Here is an 18647-nt window from a genome sequence, read left to right as displayed (position 1 = left end):
GAACCGGCTAAAGTCGCAGCGTGGCTGCGCTGCTGTGCATGATAACGCAGCAGGCGTGGCCGGGGGCTTACCTACACTGGCGCTATTGTCCTTGCCCAGGAATGCCTGCCATGACCAGCGCCAGCCTCAGCCGCCGCCTTGCGGCCAACCTTGCCGATTTGTCCGCCAGCCGCTGGCTGCCCTACGCGTTGTTTGCCGGGCTGGTAACAATGTGGGCTTACAACTACGTGGTGATGAAGGTGACGCTGCAGGCGACTACGCCGCTGACGCACCTGATCCTGCGCACCACCATCGGCAGCCTGACGCTGTTCGGTGTATTGCTGGCACGCGGGCGGGCGCTGAAACCGCAGCGCTTGGGCGACGCCGCCAAGGTGGGGCTGACCACCACGTTTGCCTACGGCCTGACGGTGACGCTGGCGCTGGTGGCCGGCGCTGCCGGCCGCACCTCGGTGCTGGTGTTCACCATGCCGTTCTGGGTGGCGCTGCTGTCGCACTGGCTGCTGGGCGAGCCGTTTACCGCCAATGCCCGCCGCGCGCTGGTGGCCGGCTTTGCCGGGCTGATGCTGATTGTGGCGCCGTGGCAGCTGCACGGCGGCGTGCTGCCCATGCTGCTGGCGGTGCTGGCCGGCTTGCTGTGGGCACTGGGCTCGGTGCTAACCAAGCGGGCGGCGCAGAACGGCCCGCTGGACAGCCTGAATTTCTCCGGCTGGCAGGCGCTGATTGGCCTGGCGCCGTTGCCGCTGCTGCTGCCGTTTGCCGACTTTGCCGGTATCCAGTGGTCGGCGCAGTTTGTGCTGGGGCTGGTGTATTCGGGGGTGTTTTCCAGTGCCGTGGGTTGGCTGGCCTGGCTGTGGCTGCTGCGCCGCCTGCCGGCGTCCACTCTCAGTTTCAATGCGCTGGTGATTCCGGTGCTGGCGGTGGGCATGGCCGCCAGTAGCCTGGGCGAGTGGCCGGCTACGCGCGAGCTGGCGGGCATGCTGCTGATCGGCGCCGGCATCCTGCTGATCTCGCGCCGTTAAGCCGGCAAGGCCCTGTGCGGGGCAGGGTCTTGTCGCCGGGCGGGGGCAGATGCTGGCCTCTATAATGCCGGCAACTGCCACTGATGCGGCCAACCCCTGCCGCCCCGCGCCCCGATGCTCGATCTCTTCTTTATCCGCGATGGCGTGCCCACCGCGCTGTTGCTACAAGGCAGCTACCGTTTAGATCTGCTGGCACTGTCGGTGCTGGTGGCGGTGCTGTCGTCCATCATGGCGCTACAGGTAGCCGGCATGGCGCGGCTGGCCAACGGCGCCATACTGCGGCAGACGGCGTTCCTCACCGGCTCGTTCTCGCTGGGGGTGGGCATCTGGTCGATGCACTTCATCGGCATGCTGGCCTTCGACCTGTGTACCACGGTCAGCTACGACTACCGGCTGACGCTGCTGTCGATGCTGCCGGCCATTTTTGCCTCCTGGGTGACGCTGAACCTGTTGTGGCAGCGCCAGATCACCAGCCTGCAGCTGTTGCTGGGCGGCGTGCTGGTGGGCAGCGGCATCGGCACCATGCACTACAGCGGCATGGCCGCCATGGTGATGGCGCCGCAGCTGCGCTACGACCCGCTGTGGTTTGCCGCGTCCATTGTGGTGGCGGTAGTGCTGGCCATGCTGGCGCTGTGGATACGCTTCGGCCTGCGCCGGCGCGGCGCCTTTAGTGCCATGCAATCCATCGTGCTGGGCGGGCTGGTGATGGGCCTGGCCATCGCCGGCATGCACTACACCGGCATGGCAGCGGCGCGTTTCATCGGCTACCCCGACCCGCAGGGTACGCCGCTGCAGGGCGACAATACCTACCTGGCGCTGGCCATTGCACTGTTTACGCTCACCGCGGGCGTATTCGTGCTGGCCGGTAACGCCATGCTGCGCTACCGCCAGCTGTTTGCGCAGATGCAGCAGAACGAGGCCGAGCTGCGCGCGGTGGTGGATACCGCCGTGGACGGCATCATCACCATCGATAGCCGCGGCCACATCCTGGGGCTGAACCAGGCCGCCGAGCAGATGTTCGGCTGGGTCGCCAGCGAGCTGATCGGCCACAACATCAACCAGCTGATGCCCGACCCTTATCGCTCTGGCCACGACGGCTACCTGGCGCACTACCTGGCTACCGGCGACGCCCGCGTGATCGGGGTGGGCCGCGAGGTAATGGCGCAGCGCCGCGACGGTAGCGTGTTCCCCATCCGGCTGGCGGTGGGCCGCGCCCAGTCCGGCAAGCAGGTGCGCTTTATCGGCTTTGTCACCGACATCAGCGAGCGCACCCGGCTGGCGCGCGAGCTGCAGGCGCGCGAAACGCAGTACCGTACGCTGATCGCCAATATGCCGGGCGTCGCATTTCGCAGCCGGGTAGACGCCGACTGGAGCAAGCTGTTCATCAGCCACGCCATCACCGCGCTGACCGGCTGGGATCGCGAGCTGTTTCTCAATGGCGGCCTCAGCATGGTGAGCATCATTCACCCCGATGACCTAGCCCGCGTGCGTGGCGCAGTAGACAGTGCGCTGCGCGAGCACCGTTCCTACGTGGTGGAATACCGCATCTTCCACCGTGACGGCGGCGAGCGCTGGGTGTCGGAAAGCGCTGGTGGTGTCTATGACGTGGACGATACCGCGCAGTGGATAGACGGCGTGATCGTCGATATCACCGATAGCAAGACCCGCGCAGCAGAGCACGAAGGCGTGGTGGCCGCCATTCGCCACGCCATGGCGGTGGTGGAGTTCGACCTGCAAGGCTGCATTCTGGACGCCAACGACAACTTCCTGCAGCTGGTGGGCTACCGGCTGGATGCGCTGCGCGGCCAACATCACCGCCTGCTGTGCCGGCCGGACGAGGCCGCCAGCCAGGCCTACCGCGACTTCTGGGCCACGCTGCAACGCGGCGAGTTCCACAGCGGCGAGTTCTGCCGCTTGCGCGCCGACGGCAGCGAGGTGTGGATCCAGGCCACCTACAACCCCATTCTGGACGCCGACGGCAAGCCGTGGAAGATCGTCAAGCTGGCCAGCGACCTGACCCCGCGCAAGCGCATGGAGCGCGAGCTGGTGGAAGCGCGCGACCGCGCCGAGCACGCCGCGCAGGCCAAAGGCATGTTCCTGGCCAATATGAGCCACGAAATCCGCACGCCGATGAACGCCATCATCGGTTTTACCGAGCTGTTGCTGGGTACGGCGCTGGACGCGCAGCAGGCGCGCCACCTGCGTACGGTGCACGACGCCGCCCGCTCGCTGCTGCGCCTGCTCAACGACATCCTCGACACCGCCAAGCTGGAGCGCGGCGCGCTGGAGCTGGAGCAGCACGACTTTTCGCTATACACGCTGTGCGAGCAGTTGGTGGGCACCTTCGCGCTGCAGGCTGCCAGCAAGGGCCTACAACTGCAGCTGGACTACGCCGATGATTGCCCGCACGCCTTCCACGGCGACGCGCTGCGCGTGCGGCAGATCCTCACCAACCTGCTGGGCAACGCCGTCAAGTTTACCGAGCGCGGCAGCGTCACCTTGTCGGTGCGCCAGCTTGGTGGCCAACTGCAGCTGGCGGTGCGCGACACCGGTATCGGTATTGCCGCCGACCGCCTGGACAGCATCTTCGCGCCGTTTACCCAGGCCGACGCCAGCATGGCGCGCCGCTTTGGTGGCACCGGCCTGGGCACCGCCATCGCCCGCCAGCTGGTAGCGCTGATGCAAGGGCAGATCCAGGTAGAAAGCCGGCTGGGCGAAGGCAGCTGCTTTAGCGTGGTGCTGCCCTTGCCGCCGGCGCAGGCGGTGTTGCCGATGTTGGCCGCAGGCGCCGACGAAACCGTCAGCCTGCCGCCGCTGCGCATCCTGGCGGTGGACGACGTGGCCGAAAACCTGGAGCTGTTGCAGTTGGTGCTGGCGCGGCACGGCCACCAGGTGGTTACCGCCGCCGGCGGCGCCGACGCCGTGGCTACCTACCGCAGCCAGCCTGTCGACCTGGTGTTGATGGACGTGCAGATGGCCGGCGTGGACGGCCTGGAAGCCACCCGTCGCATCCGGCAGTGGGAAGCGGCGCGCCAACTGGCGGCAGTACCGGTGATTGCGCTCACAGCCAGCGTGCTCAGCCAGGACCGGCAAGACGCCGAGGCCGCCGGCATGAACGGTTTTGCCACCAAGCCGGTAGACCCGCCAGCGCTGCTGGCCGAAATGGCACGCGTACTGGGCCACACTCAGGCCATAGCGACAGAGGGCGAGGCGCCCGAGCAGGATATCGACCTGGACGCTGCCATCGCGCTATGGGGCAACCAGGACAAGGTACAGGCGCGCTGGCGCCGGCTGCTGGCCGACTACCACAACGTGGCGGCGCAGTTGGCCGCACAGCCGGCCGACGCCCGTGCCGCGCTGGCGCACCGCCTGCGCGGGGCGGCGGCCAACCTTGGCCTGCGCCGGGTTGCCGAGCTGGCGGCCCAGCTGGAGCACGGTGACGGCGACATCGCCCGTGCTGCCGCCAGCCTGGCGGCGGCCTTGCAGGCGGTTGCCGCCGCACTGCCCGCCGACCGCGGCGACGCCCCGGTAGTAGCCAGGCCAGTGCTGGCGCTTCCCGCGGATGCCCCCGTCCTGCTGGACAAGCTGCAACAGGCTTGCGAGCATGGCGAGCTCGACGACGCCAGCCTCGCCGCGCTGCAAGCCGCGTGGCCGCACCCGTTACTGGCCACGTTGCAGCAGGCGCTGGACGAATTCGATTTTGATGCGGCGCTGCAAGCGCTGGCGCAGCTGCGCCAGGCCGCCGCGCAGACAAGGTAACCCCTATGGCTCCCACCGATACCCGCCCGCTGTTGCTGTTGGTGGACGATGAACCCACCAACCTGCAAGTACTGCGCCACATCCTGCAAGATCACTACCGGCTGCAGTTTGCCCGTGACGGCGACAAAGCCCTGCAGCTGGCGCTGCGCGAACAGCCGGCGCTGATTCTGCTGGACGTGATGATGCCGGGTATGACCGGGCTGGAAGTATGCTGCCGCCTGAAAACCGACCCGGCCACCGCTCGCATTCCGGTGATTTTTGTCACCGCGCTGTCCGATAGCCACGCCGAGAGCGAAGGCTTTGCCGCCGGCGCGGTGGACTACATCACCAAGCCGGTGAGCCCGCCCATCGTGCTGGCGCGGGTGCGTACCCATTTGTCGCTGGTGCGGGTGGAAGAGCTGCGCGAGACGCGGCTGCAGATCATCCGCCGCTTGGGCCGCGCCGCCGAATTCAAGGACAACGAAACCGGCCTGCACGTGATCCGCATGAGCCACTACGCGCGCGAGCTCGCGCTGGCCGCCGGCCAGCGCGAGGCCTGGGCCGACGAGCTGCTGGACGCGGCGCCCATGCACGATATCGGCAAGATCGGCATCCCTGACGCCATCCTGCAAAAGCCGGGCAAGCTGGACGCCGACGAGTGGCGCATCATGCAGACCCACGCCGAAATCGGCGCCCGCATCATGGGCGACGACCGCTCCAGCCTGCTGCAGATGGCGGCCACCATCGCGCACTGCCACCACGAACGCTGGGACGGCAGCGGCTACCCGCAAGGGCTGGCCGGGGAGGCCATCCCCTTGGCCGCACGCATCGTGGCCATTGCCGACGTGTTCGACGCGCTAACCAGCGTACGCCCGTACAAGGCGGCGTGGACGATAGACGCCGCGCTGGCGTATATCGCCGCCGAGACCGGCAAGCATTTCGACCCGGCGCTGGTAGCGCACTTTCTGGCCATCGAGCCGGTACTGCGGCAGATCCAGGCGCGCTGGGCCGAGTAGGCCCGCAAAAAGCGGCACGCTGGCCTGGTAGTGCCACTCAGTTAACGCTGACTGGCGTTTTTTTGGTTAGGGGGCTGTTGCGCTGAAGTACGCTAGTGTGTCCGCGATGCGGACGATGATTAGATGCCGGTTCCGCCCGGCAGGCGGGAAAGGGGGCGGATTGCCGCCCCCTTTTCATTCCCCCGCAACCCGGGGCTGCTCGAAACCCCGGTCAAAATGACACGCCCCAGGCGCCGCCGAACTCGCCCCTCGCTAACGGCTCGGAGCTCAAACAAATCGGCGTCTTAAAACCTGGGGCGCACCATTTTGCCCGGCTCGCGCCAACGGGATGGGGCGCTTCACTCACGCCCACCCACTTGATGGCCAAGCATATTCGCTTAGCTGGCTGGTATTACGCTGACGCTGGCAAAAATGCGCAAGGGCCGCTGCGTGTCAGCGCTTGCCGGCAGCCTCTTCGCGGCGGCGCTTGGCTTCTTCCAGCAGGTACACCTGGTAGTCGTCCAGGTCGCCTTCGAAATCGCTGACCCCGCCGCGCGAGACCAGCCAGAACTCGTCGCACACGGCGCGCAGCAGGGCGCGGTCGTGGCTGACCAGCATCACCGAGCCTTCGAATTCGTTCAGCGCCACGCTCAGCGCCTCGCGCGTGGCCAGGTCCAGGTGGTTGGTCGGCTCATCCAGCAGCAGCAGGTTGGGGCGCAGCCACACGATCATGCACAGCACCAGGCGCGCTTTTTCGCCGCCGCTCATACTGCCAACGGCTTGTTTGACCATGTCTCCGCTGAAGTTGAAGGTGCCCAGGAAGTTGCGCAGGCCTTGTTCGCGGCAGTCGGCAGCGGGCGGGCGCAGCGCGGCCGGGGTGTCGCGCGCCAAGCGCAGCATGTGCTGCAGCGGGTCGTCCTCGGGGCGCAGCACGTCCAGCTCCTGCTGCGAGAAGTAGCCGATGCTCAGGCCCTTGCCGCGGATGACTTCGCCGCTGACCGGGCGCAGCGCCTCGGCCACGGTTTTCACCAGTGTGGATTTGCCCTGGCCGTTGGCACCCAGAATGCCGATACGCTGGCCGGCCAGCACCGAGCGTCGTACGCCTTGCACGATCACCGTCGGTGGCGTGCCTGCCGGTGCGTCGTCTGCCGCCGGGTAGCCGAAGGCAGCTTCGTTCAGCGTCAGCATCGGGTTGGGCAGGCTGGACGGCTCTTTGAATTCGAACTGGAATTCGGCGTCGGCCAGTACCGGCGCAATCTTCTCCATACGTTCCAGCGCTTTTACGCGGCTTTGCGCCTGCTTGGCCTTGCTGGCCTTGGCCTTGAAGCGGTCGATGAACTTCTGCAGGTGGGCGATCTTTTCCTGCTGCTTGGCCTGCGCGGCCTGCTGCAGCACCATCTGCTCGGCGCGCATGTCTTCAAACTTGCTGTAGTTGCCGCCGTAGCGCACCAGCCGGCCGTGGTCGATGTGCAGGGTCACATTGGTGATGGCGTCCAGGAATTCGCGGTCGTGGCTGATTACCACCAGGGTGCCGGCGTATTGCTTGAGCCAGGCTTCCAGCCACACTAGGGCGTCCAGGTCCAGGTGGTTGGTCGGTTCGTCCAGCAGCAGCAGGTCGGACGGGCACATCAGCGCGCGCGCCAGCTGCAGGCGCATACGCCAGCCACCCGAGAAGCTGTTCACCGGGCGCTGCAGCTCGGCCACGCTAAAACCCAGGCCCAGGATCAGCGCCTGTGCGCGGGCGGCGGCGTCGTGCGCACCGGCGTCGTTCAGCGCGGTGTAGGCGTGCGCCATGCGCATGTAGTCGTCGCCGGCCTCGGCTTCGGTGACTTCCTGCTGCGCGGCCAGCAGGGCGGTATCGCCTTCTACTACAAAGTCGGTAGCGCTTTGTGCGGTTTCCGGCATGTCCTGCGCGACCTGCGCCATGCGCCACTGGCTAGGGATATGAAAGTCGCCGCCGTCTTCGTGCAGGCTGCCGTTCAATACGGCAAACAGCGACGACTTGCCGGCGCCATTACGGCCCACCAGGCCGACTTTTTCACCCGGGTTCAGGGTGACGGTGGCACCATCCAGCAGCAGCTTGCTGCCCCGGCGCAGTACAACATTTTTAAGCGTGATCATGAATACAGCCGCCAGGCGACCCGAAAAGGTAAAGCCGCACTGGCGCAGGGCCGGGTAACGACAGGGGGCGGCCAAGGTTGGCCGCAGGGCAGGGCTACCCGTGGCGGGCAGCAGGGCGGCATGGTACCACGCGGCTCCCTGGCGCGGCGGCCCGGCACGCGCCGCGCTGGTGCCGGGGGGTGTGGTAACGCCGCCGCATTTAGCGGTTCAATAAATAAAAAAGGTTTTTGGCAAAACTAATAAAGTGATAGAGTACAGCCACTGTATGAAAGTGCAGTGTAGATATGGAACAGTCAGTCGGGCGTGGCAGCGATGCCGCGCCCGTTTCCTTTTGGCGGGGAGAAAAACATGCAGCATGGGCTGCGTAGTCTGCAAAGACTATGGCTGTTGGTGCACTGGCGTACCTGGCAGGGCCGGGTGGTGATCTGGGGCGGGGCCTTGCTGGCGGCGCTGCTGATTGTGGGCTTTGCCATGCTGGTGGAGCACGCTATTGCGCTGTTCGAACAGGCCAGGCAGGCCAGCCCCTGGTTGCCATTGCTGCTGACACCCGCGGGCGGCATGTTGATTGTGTGGCTGACGCGGCGCTTTTTTGCCGGTGCCGAGGGTAGCGGTATACCGCAGGTGATGGCTGCCTTGCACCATCATCATGACCAAGCGCACGTTGGCAAGCTGGTGTCACTGCGCATTGCGGTGGGCAAAGTGCTGCTGGGCGTGCTTGGCTTGGGCGTGGGCTTTTCCAGTGGCCGGGAAGGCCCGTCTATCCAGGTTGGCGCCAGTGTCATGCACGCCATGCGCGCCTGGTTGCCTACCCGTTTTCCCGTGCGCCCTTACGACCTGATTCTTGCCGGCGGCGCTGCCGGTATTGCCGCGGCATTCAATACCCCGCTGGCCGGTATTGTGTTTGCCATCGAAGAGCTGGGGCGCAAGTTCGAGGCCCGCACCAATGGCGTGCTGCTAAGCGCCATTATTCTGGCCGGTATCATTGCCATTGCCCTGCAGGGTAACTACACCTACTTTGGCCGCATCAGTATCCCTGTGGCCGATAGCCGCCTGGCGCTGCCCATTCTGCTGAGTGGGGTTATTTGCGGCCTGGCGGGCGGCATGTTTTCCCGCGCCATGCTAGCCGGCATGCGGCCATGGCCGGGTTGGCCGGGCTGGTTGCGCAGCCGCCACCCGGTGTGGTTTGCCGGTGCTTGCGGCCTGCTGGTGGCGGTGCTGGGTTATGTGTCGGATGGGGCAGCGCATGGCAGCGGCTATGGCGCTACCCAGCAGGCGCTAACCGGCACGCTGCCGCTGGCACCGTTTTATGCGCTGGAAAAAATGCTGGCCACGCTGCTGTCGTACTTTTCGGGTATCCCAGGCGGGGTATTTGCCCCCAGCCTGGCCATTGGTGCGGGGGTGGGGCAAGACCTGGCTAACCTGGGGCTGGGGCAGGTGAGCAGCAGTACCTGGATTGCGCTATCGATGGCTGCTTTTCTGGCGGCGGTGACACAGGCGCCGATTACCGCCTTTGTCATTGTGATGGAGATGATAGACGGCCACGCGCTGGTGGTCAGCCTGATTGCCAGTGCCTTTCTTGCCAGCCTGGTATCGCGCAGCCTCTGCCCGCCGCTGTACCACACGCTGGCGCAGCGTTATCTGCCACCACGTGATGCCTCAGGCCGTGGCCCGCAGGCATAGCGCCGCCATCAGCCACGCCATATCTGCAGACACCGCGCCGCCAGGCGGCAGAATAAAGTGGTAGCCCTGCAGCGCCACCGCCTGCGCTAGCGGCCGTACCAGTGCGCCGCTGGCCAGCTCTGGCCCCACCAATAGCGGGTTGGCCAGCGCGATGCCCTTGTGCGCCAAGCAGGCGTCCAGCGTCTGGTCGGCGCTGTAGTACACCATCTGCGGCTGCAGCTGCACGTGCAGGCCTTGTGCGGCCAACCATAGCTGCCACCATTCGCCGTCGTCCTCGTGAATCAGCGTGTGTTGCAGTAGCGCGGCCGGGCTGGCCGGTGTGCCGTGCTGCGCCAGATAGGCCGGGGTACATACCGGGAACACTGGCGGCACCGCCAGCGTGTGGTAGTAGCCGGGCAAATGCGCGATATCGTCGGCCACCAGGCCCAGGTCTGCCTGGCCCGCTTGCAGCTGGCAAAAGGTGGCGTGCGGCTCTATCGCCAGGCGTAGCCCCGGGCGCTCGTCCAGCAGGCTATCCAGCAGCGGGGCCAGCCAGCGCCGCGCCAGGCCCGGCACTACCATCAGCCGTAGCAGGGCAGGCTGCGGCTGCGCCAGCGCGGCACTGGCCGCGGCCAACTCGTCCAGCAGGCGGCTGGCGGTGGCCAGATACTGCACCCCGGCGGCGGTGGGCTGCACGCCACGCGCATTGCGCTGGAACAGCGCCACCCCCAGCCAGCTTTCCAGCTGCCGCACGTGGCGGCCTATGGCCGGCTGCGTGACGTTCAGCTCCTGTGCGGCGGCCACAAAGCTGCCTAGCCGCGCGGCGGCCTCAAAGGCGCGAACACTGTTAAGCGGGGGCAGACGGCGGGCCATGGCGGCTCCAGCTGTTAAATTAATTAACACAAGGTAGCAAAAAGCGTGTCTTGCCGGTAGCGCCGCGCGCTGGCCACACTGTGGCAATACTTGCGGAGCCGCCATGTACCAGCCCTTTTACCACGCCGACCAGTACCGCCCCCAGCTGACCCCGCCCAGCTACTGGCACGCCACCACGGCGCGGCCAACCCTGGCGCCCGGCAGCGGCGAGCACACGGTGGATGTGGCCATCATCGGCGGTGGCTATTGCGGGCTTTCGGCGGCGCTGCACCTGGCGCGCGACCACGGCGCCAGCGTAGCGGTGCTGGAGGCGGGCGACATAGGCTGGGGCGCGTCCGGCCGCAACGCCGGTTTCAACACGCTGCCCGCCACCAAGCACGACTACGCCGGCCTGCTGCGCCAGCTAGGGCCGGCCGGTGCTGCCGGTTTCATGGCCGCGCAAAACGAGGCCATGCAGCTGGTGGCCACGCTGGCGGCCGAGGAGGGCATCGCCACCCAGGCCTGTGGCGACGGCAGCTACGTGGTGGCGCACAGCCCGGCGGCGTGGGACGGGCTGCAGGCCGAGTACGACGCCTGGCGGCTGCACACGCCGGTAGCCTGCCGCCTGCTGCCGCGCCAGGTATTTGCCGGCATGGGGCACGATGGCCCGGCGCAACACGGCGCACTGCATATCCTGCAAGGTGGTGGGCTAAACCCGCTGGCGCTGGTGTGCGGCCTGGCGCAAGCGGCGCAGCGCCACGGTGCCGTGCTGCTGCCGCAGCAGCCAGTAAGCTGCTGGCAGCGCCACGCCACCGGCCACACCTTGTACGCCCCCGGCAGCGTGGTACACGCCCGCCAGCTACTGCTGGCTACCAATGGCTATTTGCCTGGCGTACTGCCGCCGCAGCTACGCCACCGTACGCTGCCGGTGATTTCCAACATCATCGTGACCCGCCCGCTAAGCGCGGCGGAGTGGGGCGCCTACGGCTACCACAGCCACACGCCCATGTTCGATACCCGCCACCTGCTGAGCTACTGGCGCCGCCTGCCCGACGGCCGCCTGCTGTTTGGCGCCCGTGGCGACCTGAGCGGCAGCGACGCCAGCGGCCAGCGCCAGCGCGCCGCGCTGCAGGCACAGTTGGCCGCACGCTTTCCGGCCTGGGCCGGGGTGGACATCGACTACTTCTGGCGCGGGCTGATTGCCGTCAACCGCGGCCTGCTGCCGCAATACGGCGCCCTGCCGGGTGATGGCAGCGTGTGGCACGCCGCCGGCTGTTTTGGCAGTGGCGTCAGCACCATGCCGTGGCTGGGGCGGGCGCTGGCGCGCGCCATGGCCGGGCAGCCGCCCACCGCCACCGAAGCCGCCTGCGCCATGCACGGCCTGGCCCCGCGGCTGCCGCCCGCCACTGCGCTGCAAAAGCTGGGCCTGCAGCTTGCTTATACCGCTTACGCCTGGCGCGACCGTCTTAGTGAACCCGCTTGAGGAGCCCCGCATGACTGCATCGATCTACCGCCCGCTGCTGGCCATTGCGCTAGCTGCTACCACGCTGGCCTGCCACGCCGCCGGTGTGGTGAACGTGTACAACTGGACCGACTACGTGGCCGACAACACCAACGCCAACTTCACCCGCGCTACCGGCATCAAGGTGCGCTACGACGTATTCGACAGCAACGAGATCCTGCGCGCCAAACTGATGACCGGCAAAAGCGGCTACGACGTGGTGGTGCCCTCGCACAACACGCTGGCGCTGGGCATACGCGGCGGGCTGTTTTTGCCATTGGACAAAGCCAAGCTGCCCAACCTCAAGCACCTGGACCCGGCCATCCTCAAGATCGTGGAGCAGTTCGACCCCGGCCAGCGCTACGGCGTGCCCAACTACTGGGGCTTTAACACCGTGGGCATCAATGTAGACAAGGTAAACAAGGCGCTGGGCGGCAAGCTGCCGGCCAACCCGTGGGACCTGCTGTTCAAGCCCGAATACGCCGCCAAGCTGCAAGGCTGCGGCATCAGCGTGCTGGATTCGCCCAGCGAGTTTTTCCCCGGCGCGCTGCATTACTTCGGCTTTGACCCCAACAGCAACAAGCTGGCCGACTACCAGGCGGTAGCCAGCAAGCTCAAAGCCGTGCGCCCGTACTACAAGGTGTTTTCCTCGTCCGGCTATTACAACCAGATGGCCAGCGGCGACCTGTGCGTGGCCATGGGCTACAACGGTGACTTCAACCTGGCGCGCCAGCGCGCCGAAGAAGCGCGCAACGGCATCAAGATCCAGGCGCTGCTGGCACCCGGCGCCGACCTGTGGGTAGACATGTGGGCCATACCGCGCGATGCGGCTAACGTAGACAACGCTCACGCCTACATCAACGCCATGCTGGAGCCCAAAACCGCTGCTGCCAACGCCAACCACGTGGCCTACGCCACCGCCGTGCTGGCCGCCCGCCCGTTCATGAAACCGGCGCTGGTGAACAACCGCACCATTTTCCCGCAGCCGGCCGACCTGCAAGGCAGCTTTGTGGCGCTGACCCCCGACCCGAAAACCATCAACGCCTACACACGCATCTGGCAGCAGCTGCGTAGCGGGCGCTAGCTAGCGGGCGGCGCGGCGGCGGTGTGGCGTGCCGGGGTGGCTTGCCGAAGCCACCCCGGCGTGCTGGCTACCGCCGTGCCCCGCATGGCCAAGCTGCCCCGTGGCTGCGGGGCAGGGTGGCAAAACATCTGCAGGCATTGCGCTGGTGCCCTGTTTTTGTCCTGATGCGGTTCCTCTCTTTGCCATGCCCCGGCAGGTGGCATGCGGCCAACCTTCTCCTGGAACCACCGGCCTGTATTGGCCCCCCGTGTATACCCCCTGTTGCCTTAGCCACCCTTGCCATGAGCTGCATGCATGGCACTGACAGTGGCATGGCATAACGCTGCCTAGTTTATTGGGCAAAATGGTTTGATGTGATATTAGATCTTATTGATAATTCGATTTATCGAAAGGATCTTATTATGCACGCAGAGCTCAACGCTCCCACCCATGTAGATGGGCTAGCGCAACACCCGTTCAGGGCGGTATCTGCCAATTTTTCAGAATCGCTGCGCCGTATATTGCAAGCAGCGGGCGAAGACGAAGAAGGAAGTGTCCGCGCGCTCAGCCAGCTTAGCCTGGCGGAATCGGCAGGGGTGAGCCGGCAAGCCCTGACGCAGTACCTGTCGGCGCGTAAAGACAAACCTGCAAACCCTACATTGGAAAAGCTCTGCGCCCTGGCCGGTACCCTGGGGGTACCACCCGCCTTTTTGCTAATGAGCCAGGATGACTGGACGCGGCTGGTGAACGCGGTGCACTACTACATGACCGCTTTGCAAGACGAAAGCTTTCTGCAGCAGGCGGGCCAGATAACCCGCCCCGGCCAGCACATAAACCACCAGGCCATTGCCGAGGGCGGCATGAGCATGGCCCGCACGCTGGGCCTGCTGACAAAGGCCGAAGCCATAGCGCAAGACGAGCCGGCCACTGGCAAGCGTGCCGCCATTGCCGCCACTTGCCTGGCACCCCCTATCACCGGGCTGGACTCGCGTTTGCGGCCAACCTTGCTGACCCTGTGCGCCATTATCGGTGCGTCTACCCCTTGCCAAACTTACCCTGTACAGACGGATTGAAACCATGACCGACTACACCCAGTTCCTCGCCACCCCCGACCAACTGCTGCCGCTGCTGATGGTGGCCGATAACGACGATCTGGCCATTCTGGTGGACTACATCACCGATAGTGGTGCCGGCCGCATCACACTGGCTGCCGACGTATGCAACAAGCTGATGGTGTGCAAGCAAGTAGGCGTGTACCACGCAGCAGACCGCCAGCTGATTGCCCACGAGATTCTGGCCTTTGGCGGTAATACCTTTGCCAACTTCTACCGCGATATCCGCAGCAAGCTTTCCATGGGCAGCGTACTGGGTGGCGAGCAGAAACATATCTCTTACGAAGAGCTGGTGGCCGACGTGGCCAAGAGCCTGAAAGCCGTCGTGGACCCCAGTGACAAGGTAAGCAATATCGAGCTGGCTATCCTGCTGAAGGTATTTACCCAGGCCTACGACCAGATGAGCAGCGAAGAGCGGGCGCAGCTGCAGCATGAGCTGGGTAGCGACATCACGCTGGGTGGCACAGTGACAGCCGCCGTATTGATGGCAGGCCGGGCTGGTGGTTTTGCCACTTACCGGCTTGCGCTGGTTGTGGCCAACGCCATCGCCAAAACGCTGCTGGGCCGTGGCCTGACCCTGGTTGCGAACCAAACACTGATGCGAACCATGAGTGTGCTGCTGGGGCCGGTAGGCATGGCAGTAACGGGGATATGGACACTGGCAGACCTGGCCAGCCCTGCTTCCCGCGTGACCATTCCGTGCGTGGTACAGCTGGCCTATATGCGCCAGAAAGCACTGCACGCCGCGCTAAACCAAGACTGTCCGGCATGCGAAACCGACAACCCGCGTAGCGCGCGCTTTTGCCGCGACTGCGGTACCGCGCTGGCCGGAGCCTGATCATGCCTTATAACCCTATGCTGTATTTGCGCGCCTTTGGCCTGGTGTACGCAGCCGGTTTTGCCACCGCCATGGCCATGCAAGCCTACGCCGAGCGCGCCCGCCGCCAGGCTCGCCAGCAGACATAAAACACACGGGCGGGTAGCAAGCCGCCGTGCCAGCCCGCCCCAGCCTAGGGCGGGCTGTTTGCACTATCTGGTAGGGGGCAAGCCGCCCCTGCGGCCAACCTTACAAGGGCAGCGCGTGGGTGAGCTTGGCGGTTTCCATTGGCACTTCGGTTTTCACGCTTTGCACGCTGGCAATGCGCGTGAGCTCGTGCGCGTGAAACTGCCGGTACGACGCCAGATCGGTAGTGACAATGCGCAGCAGCATGTCGCACTCGCCCGCCATCACGTGGCATTCCACCACCTGCGGCATATCGCGCACCGCCTGGATAAAGTGGTTGGTGGTGTCCGCGTCTTGCGCCTTGAGCCATACCCGCGCAAACAGCGTGAGCCCCGCGCCCACCTTGCTGCCATCCAGCACCGCCACGTAGCGGCTTATCACCCCCGCATCTTCCAGCTGGCGCACGCGGCGCAGGCAGCTGGACGGCGACAGCCCCACCTGCTGCGCCAGGGTAGCGTTTTGTATGCGGCCATCGCGCTGCAGCGCCTGCAGAATGCGGCGGTCGAGCTTATCCAGTTTTACGGCATCCAATTGCAACACCTGCCTGTTTTGTGAAACCGGATTGCATTATGGCAAGAAATGCCGCGCACTACGCAAGCCTATTCTGGCCGCCTTTCCCTACACTGTGTCTGCCTGCCCCGGCCACTGCGGCACCGCCGTTTCCCCCGGCTGCTGCGCTGGCGGCGGCAGGCACCACTAGGGAGAAACACCATGACCAGCCACACCCTGCTGCTATTCGGCATTACTGTTTTCCCGCTGGTGTGCACCCCGGGGCCCGACATCCTGTTTGTGGCCTCGCAGGGGCTGACCGGCGGGCGCGCCGCCGCCACCCGTGCCAACGCCGGCATCCTTACCGGCTACTGCGTGCACGCGCTGTTGGCCGCATTCGGCATTGCCGCGCTCATTACCGCCTGGCCGCCACTGTTTCACGCCATCCGCTGGGCCGGGCTGGCCTACCTGCTGTACCTGGCGGTGCAGATGTTCCGCTCCGCCATGCAGCCCGGCGTGCTGGCGTTAAACGGCAGCCCCACGCAGCGGCAGTTTGCCCGCGGCTTTGTCACCAGCTTGCTCAACCCCAAAGGCCTGCTGATCTACCTGTCCATCCTGCCCAACTTCATCCAGCCCGGCGAAGCCGTGGCCTTGCAGGCGCTGCTGCTGTCCGCCATCTTTATCGGTAGCTGCGCCGTGGTATACGGCCTGATAGGCTACAGCGCCGCCAGCATGGCCCGCCGCGGCGGCATCAGCGATGCCAAACGCCGCCTGGCGGAAGCCAGCGCCGGCAGCCTGCTGCTACTGGCCGCCGGCAAGCTTGCGGCGTAGCGCTGAAAGGTTGGCCGCAGGTCTAGCCCCCGGCTAAACAGCGGGGTACTAGGCTGTACCGCGTGGCTGTATCACCGCGCACTAGGCCCCGCTTGGTTACGGCCAACCTTTATCGATATACATATTGCATCCATAGAAACCATGCCATAAGCTGAATTCAATATTATTGAAATCAAATTTATAGCCAGCATGAGTTCCCCAACCGAACTAAAACACCTGCCTAGCTTTGTGCTGGGTAAGCACTACATCCGTAGAAAAGAGATTACCGGGCGCTATGGTGGCAATGGGCAAAGTGGTATTGCGCAGTCCAGGACAAGCCCTGCTATTTTTGTGTTCATGGCAGAGTCGGGGGAGCACTATGGTTACAGCGATAGCTTTGATGACAGGGGGTGGCTGACGTATACCGGCGCTGGCCGACGCGGCGACATGAAGCTCACTGGTAGTAACCTTGCCATTGCAACCCATGCAGAGGATGGCCGTGCATTACATGTATTTCTTAACCATGGTAGGGGCGTATGTGAGTACAAAGGCGAGTTTGCTTATGTTTCGCACGTTCTAACCCGTGGGCCAGACTCTGAAAGAGAAGACCGGGAGATCATTCAATTCCATTTGATGCCAGTGCAATCAGAGATGACCGTTGACCAGGACCTGTTGGTGGTCGAAGAAGAGAGCGAAGAGACGCAGTTATCAATTGAAGAGCTCAGACAGAGAGCTATCGCTGCGTGTAAGCCCCAAGTTGCAGATGGCAACAAATCCACAGCACGGCGGCAAGTTTACAAACGTAGCGAACAAGTAAAGCGCTATGTCTTGGCTAGGGCTAACGGGCATTGTGAGCTGTGCAAGCAACCTGCACCATTTCGCAAAAAAGATGGCAGCCCATATCTGGAGCCCCACCATATCAACCGCCTGTCTGACGGCGGTTTAGACCACCCAGACCATATGGCTGCGTTGTGTGCAAATTGTCACCGCGAGGTGCATTTTGGCGAGTCTGCCGCGGTATGTACGCACCAGCTGCAAGAGCTGCGACAAGCTAGCAAGTAACCATGCAATGCAATAAATATTTGTTTTGAATGGAAAATTTTCCGCGAACATAGCTTTGGATCTAGCCAAATGTATGTCTATATAAAGACATACATGCTACCATCCATAGTCCTATGGCTAACGCGTTTTCCTATACCTTTCCTGCTATCCGAGGCATCCAAGCTGGGCGTGAATACTATGTATCCATGTGCCCTCTGCGCTTGTTGGCCAAGCTCTTTGAGTTTGATAACGAGGAGCTACTGCCCGAGTTGCGCGCTCAGCGCACGCTAAACCGTGCCCGCGTGCCAGACATTGCCCGCTATATCGTTTCCAATAAAGATGACTACACTTTCTCAGCGATTACGGCATCGATAGATGGTGCCGTTACGTTTGAGCCTGTATCCAGCACGGATGCAACCAGCTTCCGTATGGGGACGCTGCGGGTAGACATGCACGCTCGCTTCATCGTGAATGATGGTCAACACCGTCGTGCAGCTATTGAAGAGGCGTTGAAAGAGTCACCAGCGCTGGCAGATGAAACAATCGCCGTGGTGTTTTTCATAGATCGTGGCTTAGCAAGGTGCCAGCAAATGTTTGCTGACCTAAACCGCCATGCCGTTAAGCCCTCGCCCTCTCTAGGTGTGCTTTACGACCACCGAAGTGCTGCGGCCAACGTGGCCCGCCACCTGTCGCTTACCTCTAAAGTGTTCCATAACCTGATCGAAGGCGAGCGTTCATCACTAGCCGCTAGGTCACGTAAGCTGTTTACTTTGAGTGCGCTACACTTCGCCACCGCGGAGCTGTTGTCGGAAAAGGCGCTGCATGACTTTACGCAAGCTACACAGGTAAGCGGTGCATTTTGGGATGCAGTAGGCGAAGCCATACCAGAGTGGCGATATGTTAGAGAAGGCCGGATGACGGCAGGGGAAGTACGGCAAGACTTTATCCATTCGCATGCAATTGTGCTGCAAGCATTAGGGCGAATGGGGCGGGTGCTACTTAAACAGCAGCCGGGTAGCTGGCAAACATTGCTTAAGAAGCTGGAAACCATAGATTGGTCGCGACGCAACAGCGCACTATGGGAAGGCCGGGCCATGATAGGCGGCCGTTTAGCCAAAAATAGTCAAAATATCACTTTAACCAGTAATGCTATCAAGCAAGCGTTAGGCTTAGACCTAACGCTGGAAGAACAGAATGTTGAGAACGCGTTCCTCGCGGTACGTGCTGTTCGCAAAGCTTAACGA

General features: G+C 64.0%; 15 protein-coding genes. 12 read left to right on the top strand and 3 right to left on the bottom strand.

The features are described from left to right. Nucleotides 1-110 precede the first annotated feature (110 nt). The 3 genes from LCH97_RS12365 to LCH97_RS12355 all read left to right on the top strand — a co-directional run bounded on the left by LCH97_RS12365 (nt 111) and on the right by LCH97_RS12355 (nt 5773). On the top strand, nt 111-1019 hold the full coding sequence (locus tag LCH97_RS12365) for a DMT family transporter (protein WP_227301952.1): 909 nt from the start codon (nt 111-113) through the stop codon (nt 1017-1019). A gap of 114 nt (nt 1020-1133) precedes the next feature. Next, nucleotides 1134-4778 (top strand): PAS domain S-box protein, encoded by a 3645-nt coding sequence (locus LCH97_RS12360; RefSeq protein WP_227301951.1) that lies wholly within the window; start codon nt 1134-1136, stop codon nt 4776-4778. 5 nt (nt 4779-4783) lie between these two features. Further along, complete coding sequence (locus tag LCH97_RS12355) at nt 4784-5773, top strand: two-component system response regulator (RefSeq protein WP_227301950.1); 990 nt, start codon at nt 4784-4786, stop codon at nt 5771-5773. Between the two features lie 432 nt (nt 5774-6205). Here LCH97_RS12355 and LCH97_RS12350 read toward each other — a convergent pair whose 3' ends face one another. Then, nucleotides 6206-7873, bottom strand: a complete 1668-nt coding sequence (locus LCH97_RS12350) for an ABC-F family ATP-binding cassette domain-containing protein (RefSeq protein WP_227301949.1) — start codon at nt 7871-7873, stop codon at nt 6206-6208. Between the two features lie 348 nt (nt 7874-8221). On the opposite strand from LCH97_RS12350, the gene LCH97_RS12345 reads away from it, so the two are divergent. After that, nucleotides 8222-9553 (top strand): chloride channel protein, encoded by a 1332-nt coding sequence (locus tag LCH97_RS12345; protein WP_227301948.1) that lies wholly within the window; start codon nt 8222-8224, stop codon nt 9551-9553. Here the strand turns inward: LCH97_RS12345 and LCH97_RS12340 are convergent. Beyond that, on the bottom strand, nt 9530-10405 hold the full coding sequence (locus tag LCH97_RS12340) for a LysR substrate-binding domain-containing protein (protein WP_227301947.1): 876 nt from the start codon (nt 10403-10405) through the stop codon (nt 9530-9532). The genes LCH97_RS12345 and LCH97_RS12340 overlap by 24 nt on opposite strands. Before the next feature lie 103 nt (nt 10406-10508). On the opposite strand from LCH97_RS12340, the gene LCH97_RS12335 reads away from it, so the two are divergent. The 5 genes from LCH97_RS12335 (at nt 10509) to LCH97_RS18730 (ending at nt 15026) form a co-directional block, all read left to right on the top strand. Then, nucleotides 10509-11867, top strand: a complete 1359-nt coding sequence (locus tag LCH97_RS12335) for an FAD-binding oxidoreductase (protein WP_227301946.1) — start codon at nt 10509-10511, stop codon at nt 11865-11867. Between the two features lie 10 nt (nt 11868-11877). Next, a complete protein-coding gene (locus LCH97_RS12330) occupies nt 11878-12969 on the top strand; it encodes a polyamine ABC transporter substrate-binding protein (protein WP_227301945.1) in 1092 nt (363 codons plus the stop codon). 401 nt (nt 12970-13370) lie between these two features. Further along, entirely contained in the window at nt 13371-14021 is a 651-nt protein-coding gene (locus tag LCH97_RS12325; protein WP_227301944.1) for a helix-turn-helix domain-containing protein, read from the top strand. A 4-nt stretch (nt 14022-14025) separates the two neighbouring features. After that, complete coding sequence (locus LCH97_RS12320) at nt 14026-14898, top strand: ubiquinol-cytochrome C chaperone family protein (protein WP_227301943.1); 873 nt, start codon at nt 14026-14028, stop codon at nt 14896-14898. Between the two features lie 2 nt (nt 14899-14900). After that, the gene (locus LCH97_RS18730; RefSeq protein WP_255619210.1) at nt 14901-15026 is read left to right on the top strand and encodes a hypothetical protein; all 126 of its coding nucleotides are present in this window, start codon (nt 14901-14903) and stop codon (nt 15024-15026) included. Nucleotides 15027-15126: 100 nt separating this feature from the next. On the opposite strand, the gene LCH97_RS12315 is transcribed toward LCH97_RS18730, so the two are convergent. Beyond that, nucleotides 15127-15603, bottom strand: a complete 477-nt coding sequence (locus LCH97_RS12315; RefSeq protein WP_227301942.1) for an Lrp/AsnC family transcriptional regulator — start codon at nt 15601-15603, stop codon at nt 15127-15129. Nucleotides 15604-15774: 171 nt separating this feature from the next. On the opposite strand from LCH97_RS12315, the gene LCH97_RS12310 reads away from it, so the two are divergent. The 3 genes from LCH97_RS12310 to dndB all read left to right on the top strand — a co-directional run bounded on the left by LCH97_RS12310 (nt 15775) and on the right by dndB (nt 18644). Beyond that, entirely contained in the window at nt 15775-16383 is a 609-nt protein-coding gene (locus tag LCH97_RS12310; RefSeq protein WP_227301941.1) for a LysE family translocator, read from the top strand. Nucleotides 16384-16572: 189 nt separating this feature from the next. Then, nucleotides 16573-17424 carry an HNH endonuclease gene (locus LCH97_RS12305; protein ID WP_227301940.1) on the top strand — a complete coding sequence of 284 codons (852 nt, stop codon included), beginning with the start codon at nt 16573-16575 and terminating at the stop codon, nt 17422-17424. Between the two features lie 113 nt (nt 17425-17537). Further along, nucleotides 17538-18644: a DNA sulfur modification protein DndB gene (gene dndB / locus LCH97_RS12300; protein WP_227301939.1), complete on the top strand. Its 1107-nt coding sequence runs from the start codon at nt 17538-17540 to the stop codon at nt 18642-18644. The last annotated feature ends 3 nt before the right edge of the window (nt 18645-18647 follow it).

Source organism: Vogesella sp. XCS3 (assembly GCF_020616155.1).
In the GTDB taxonomy this organism is placed as follows: domain Bacteria; phylum Pseudomonadota; class Gammaproteobacteria; order Burkholderiales; family Chromobacteriaceae; genus Vogesella.
This window is presented reverse-complemented; position numbering and strand designations above follow the sequence as displayed.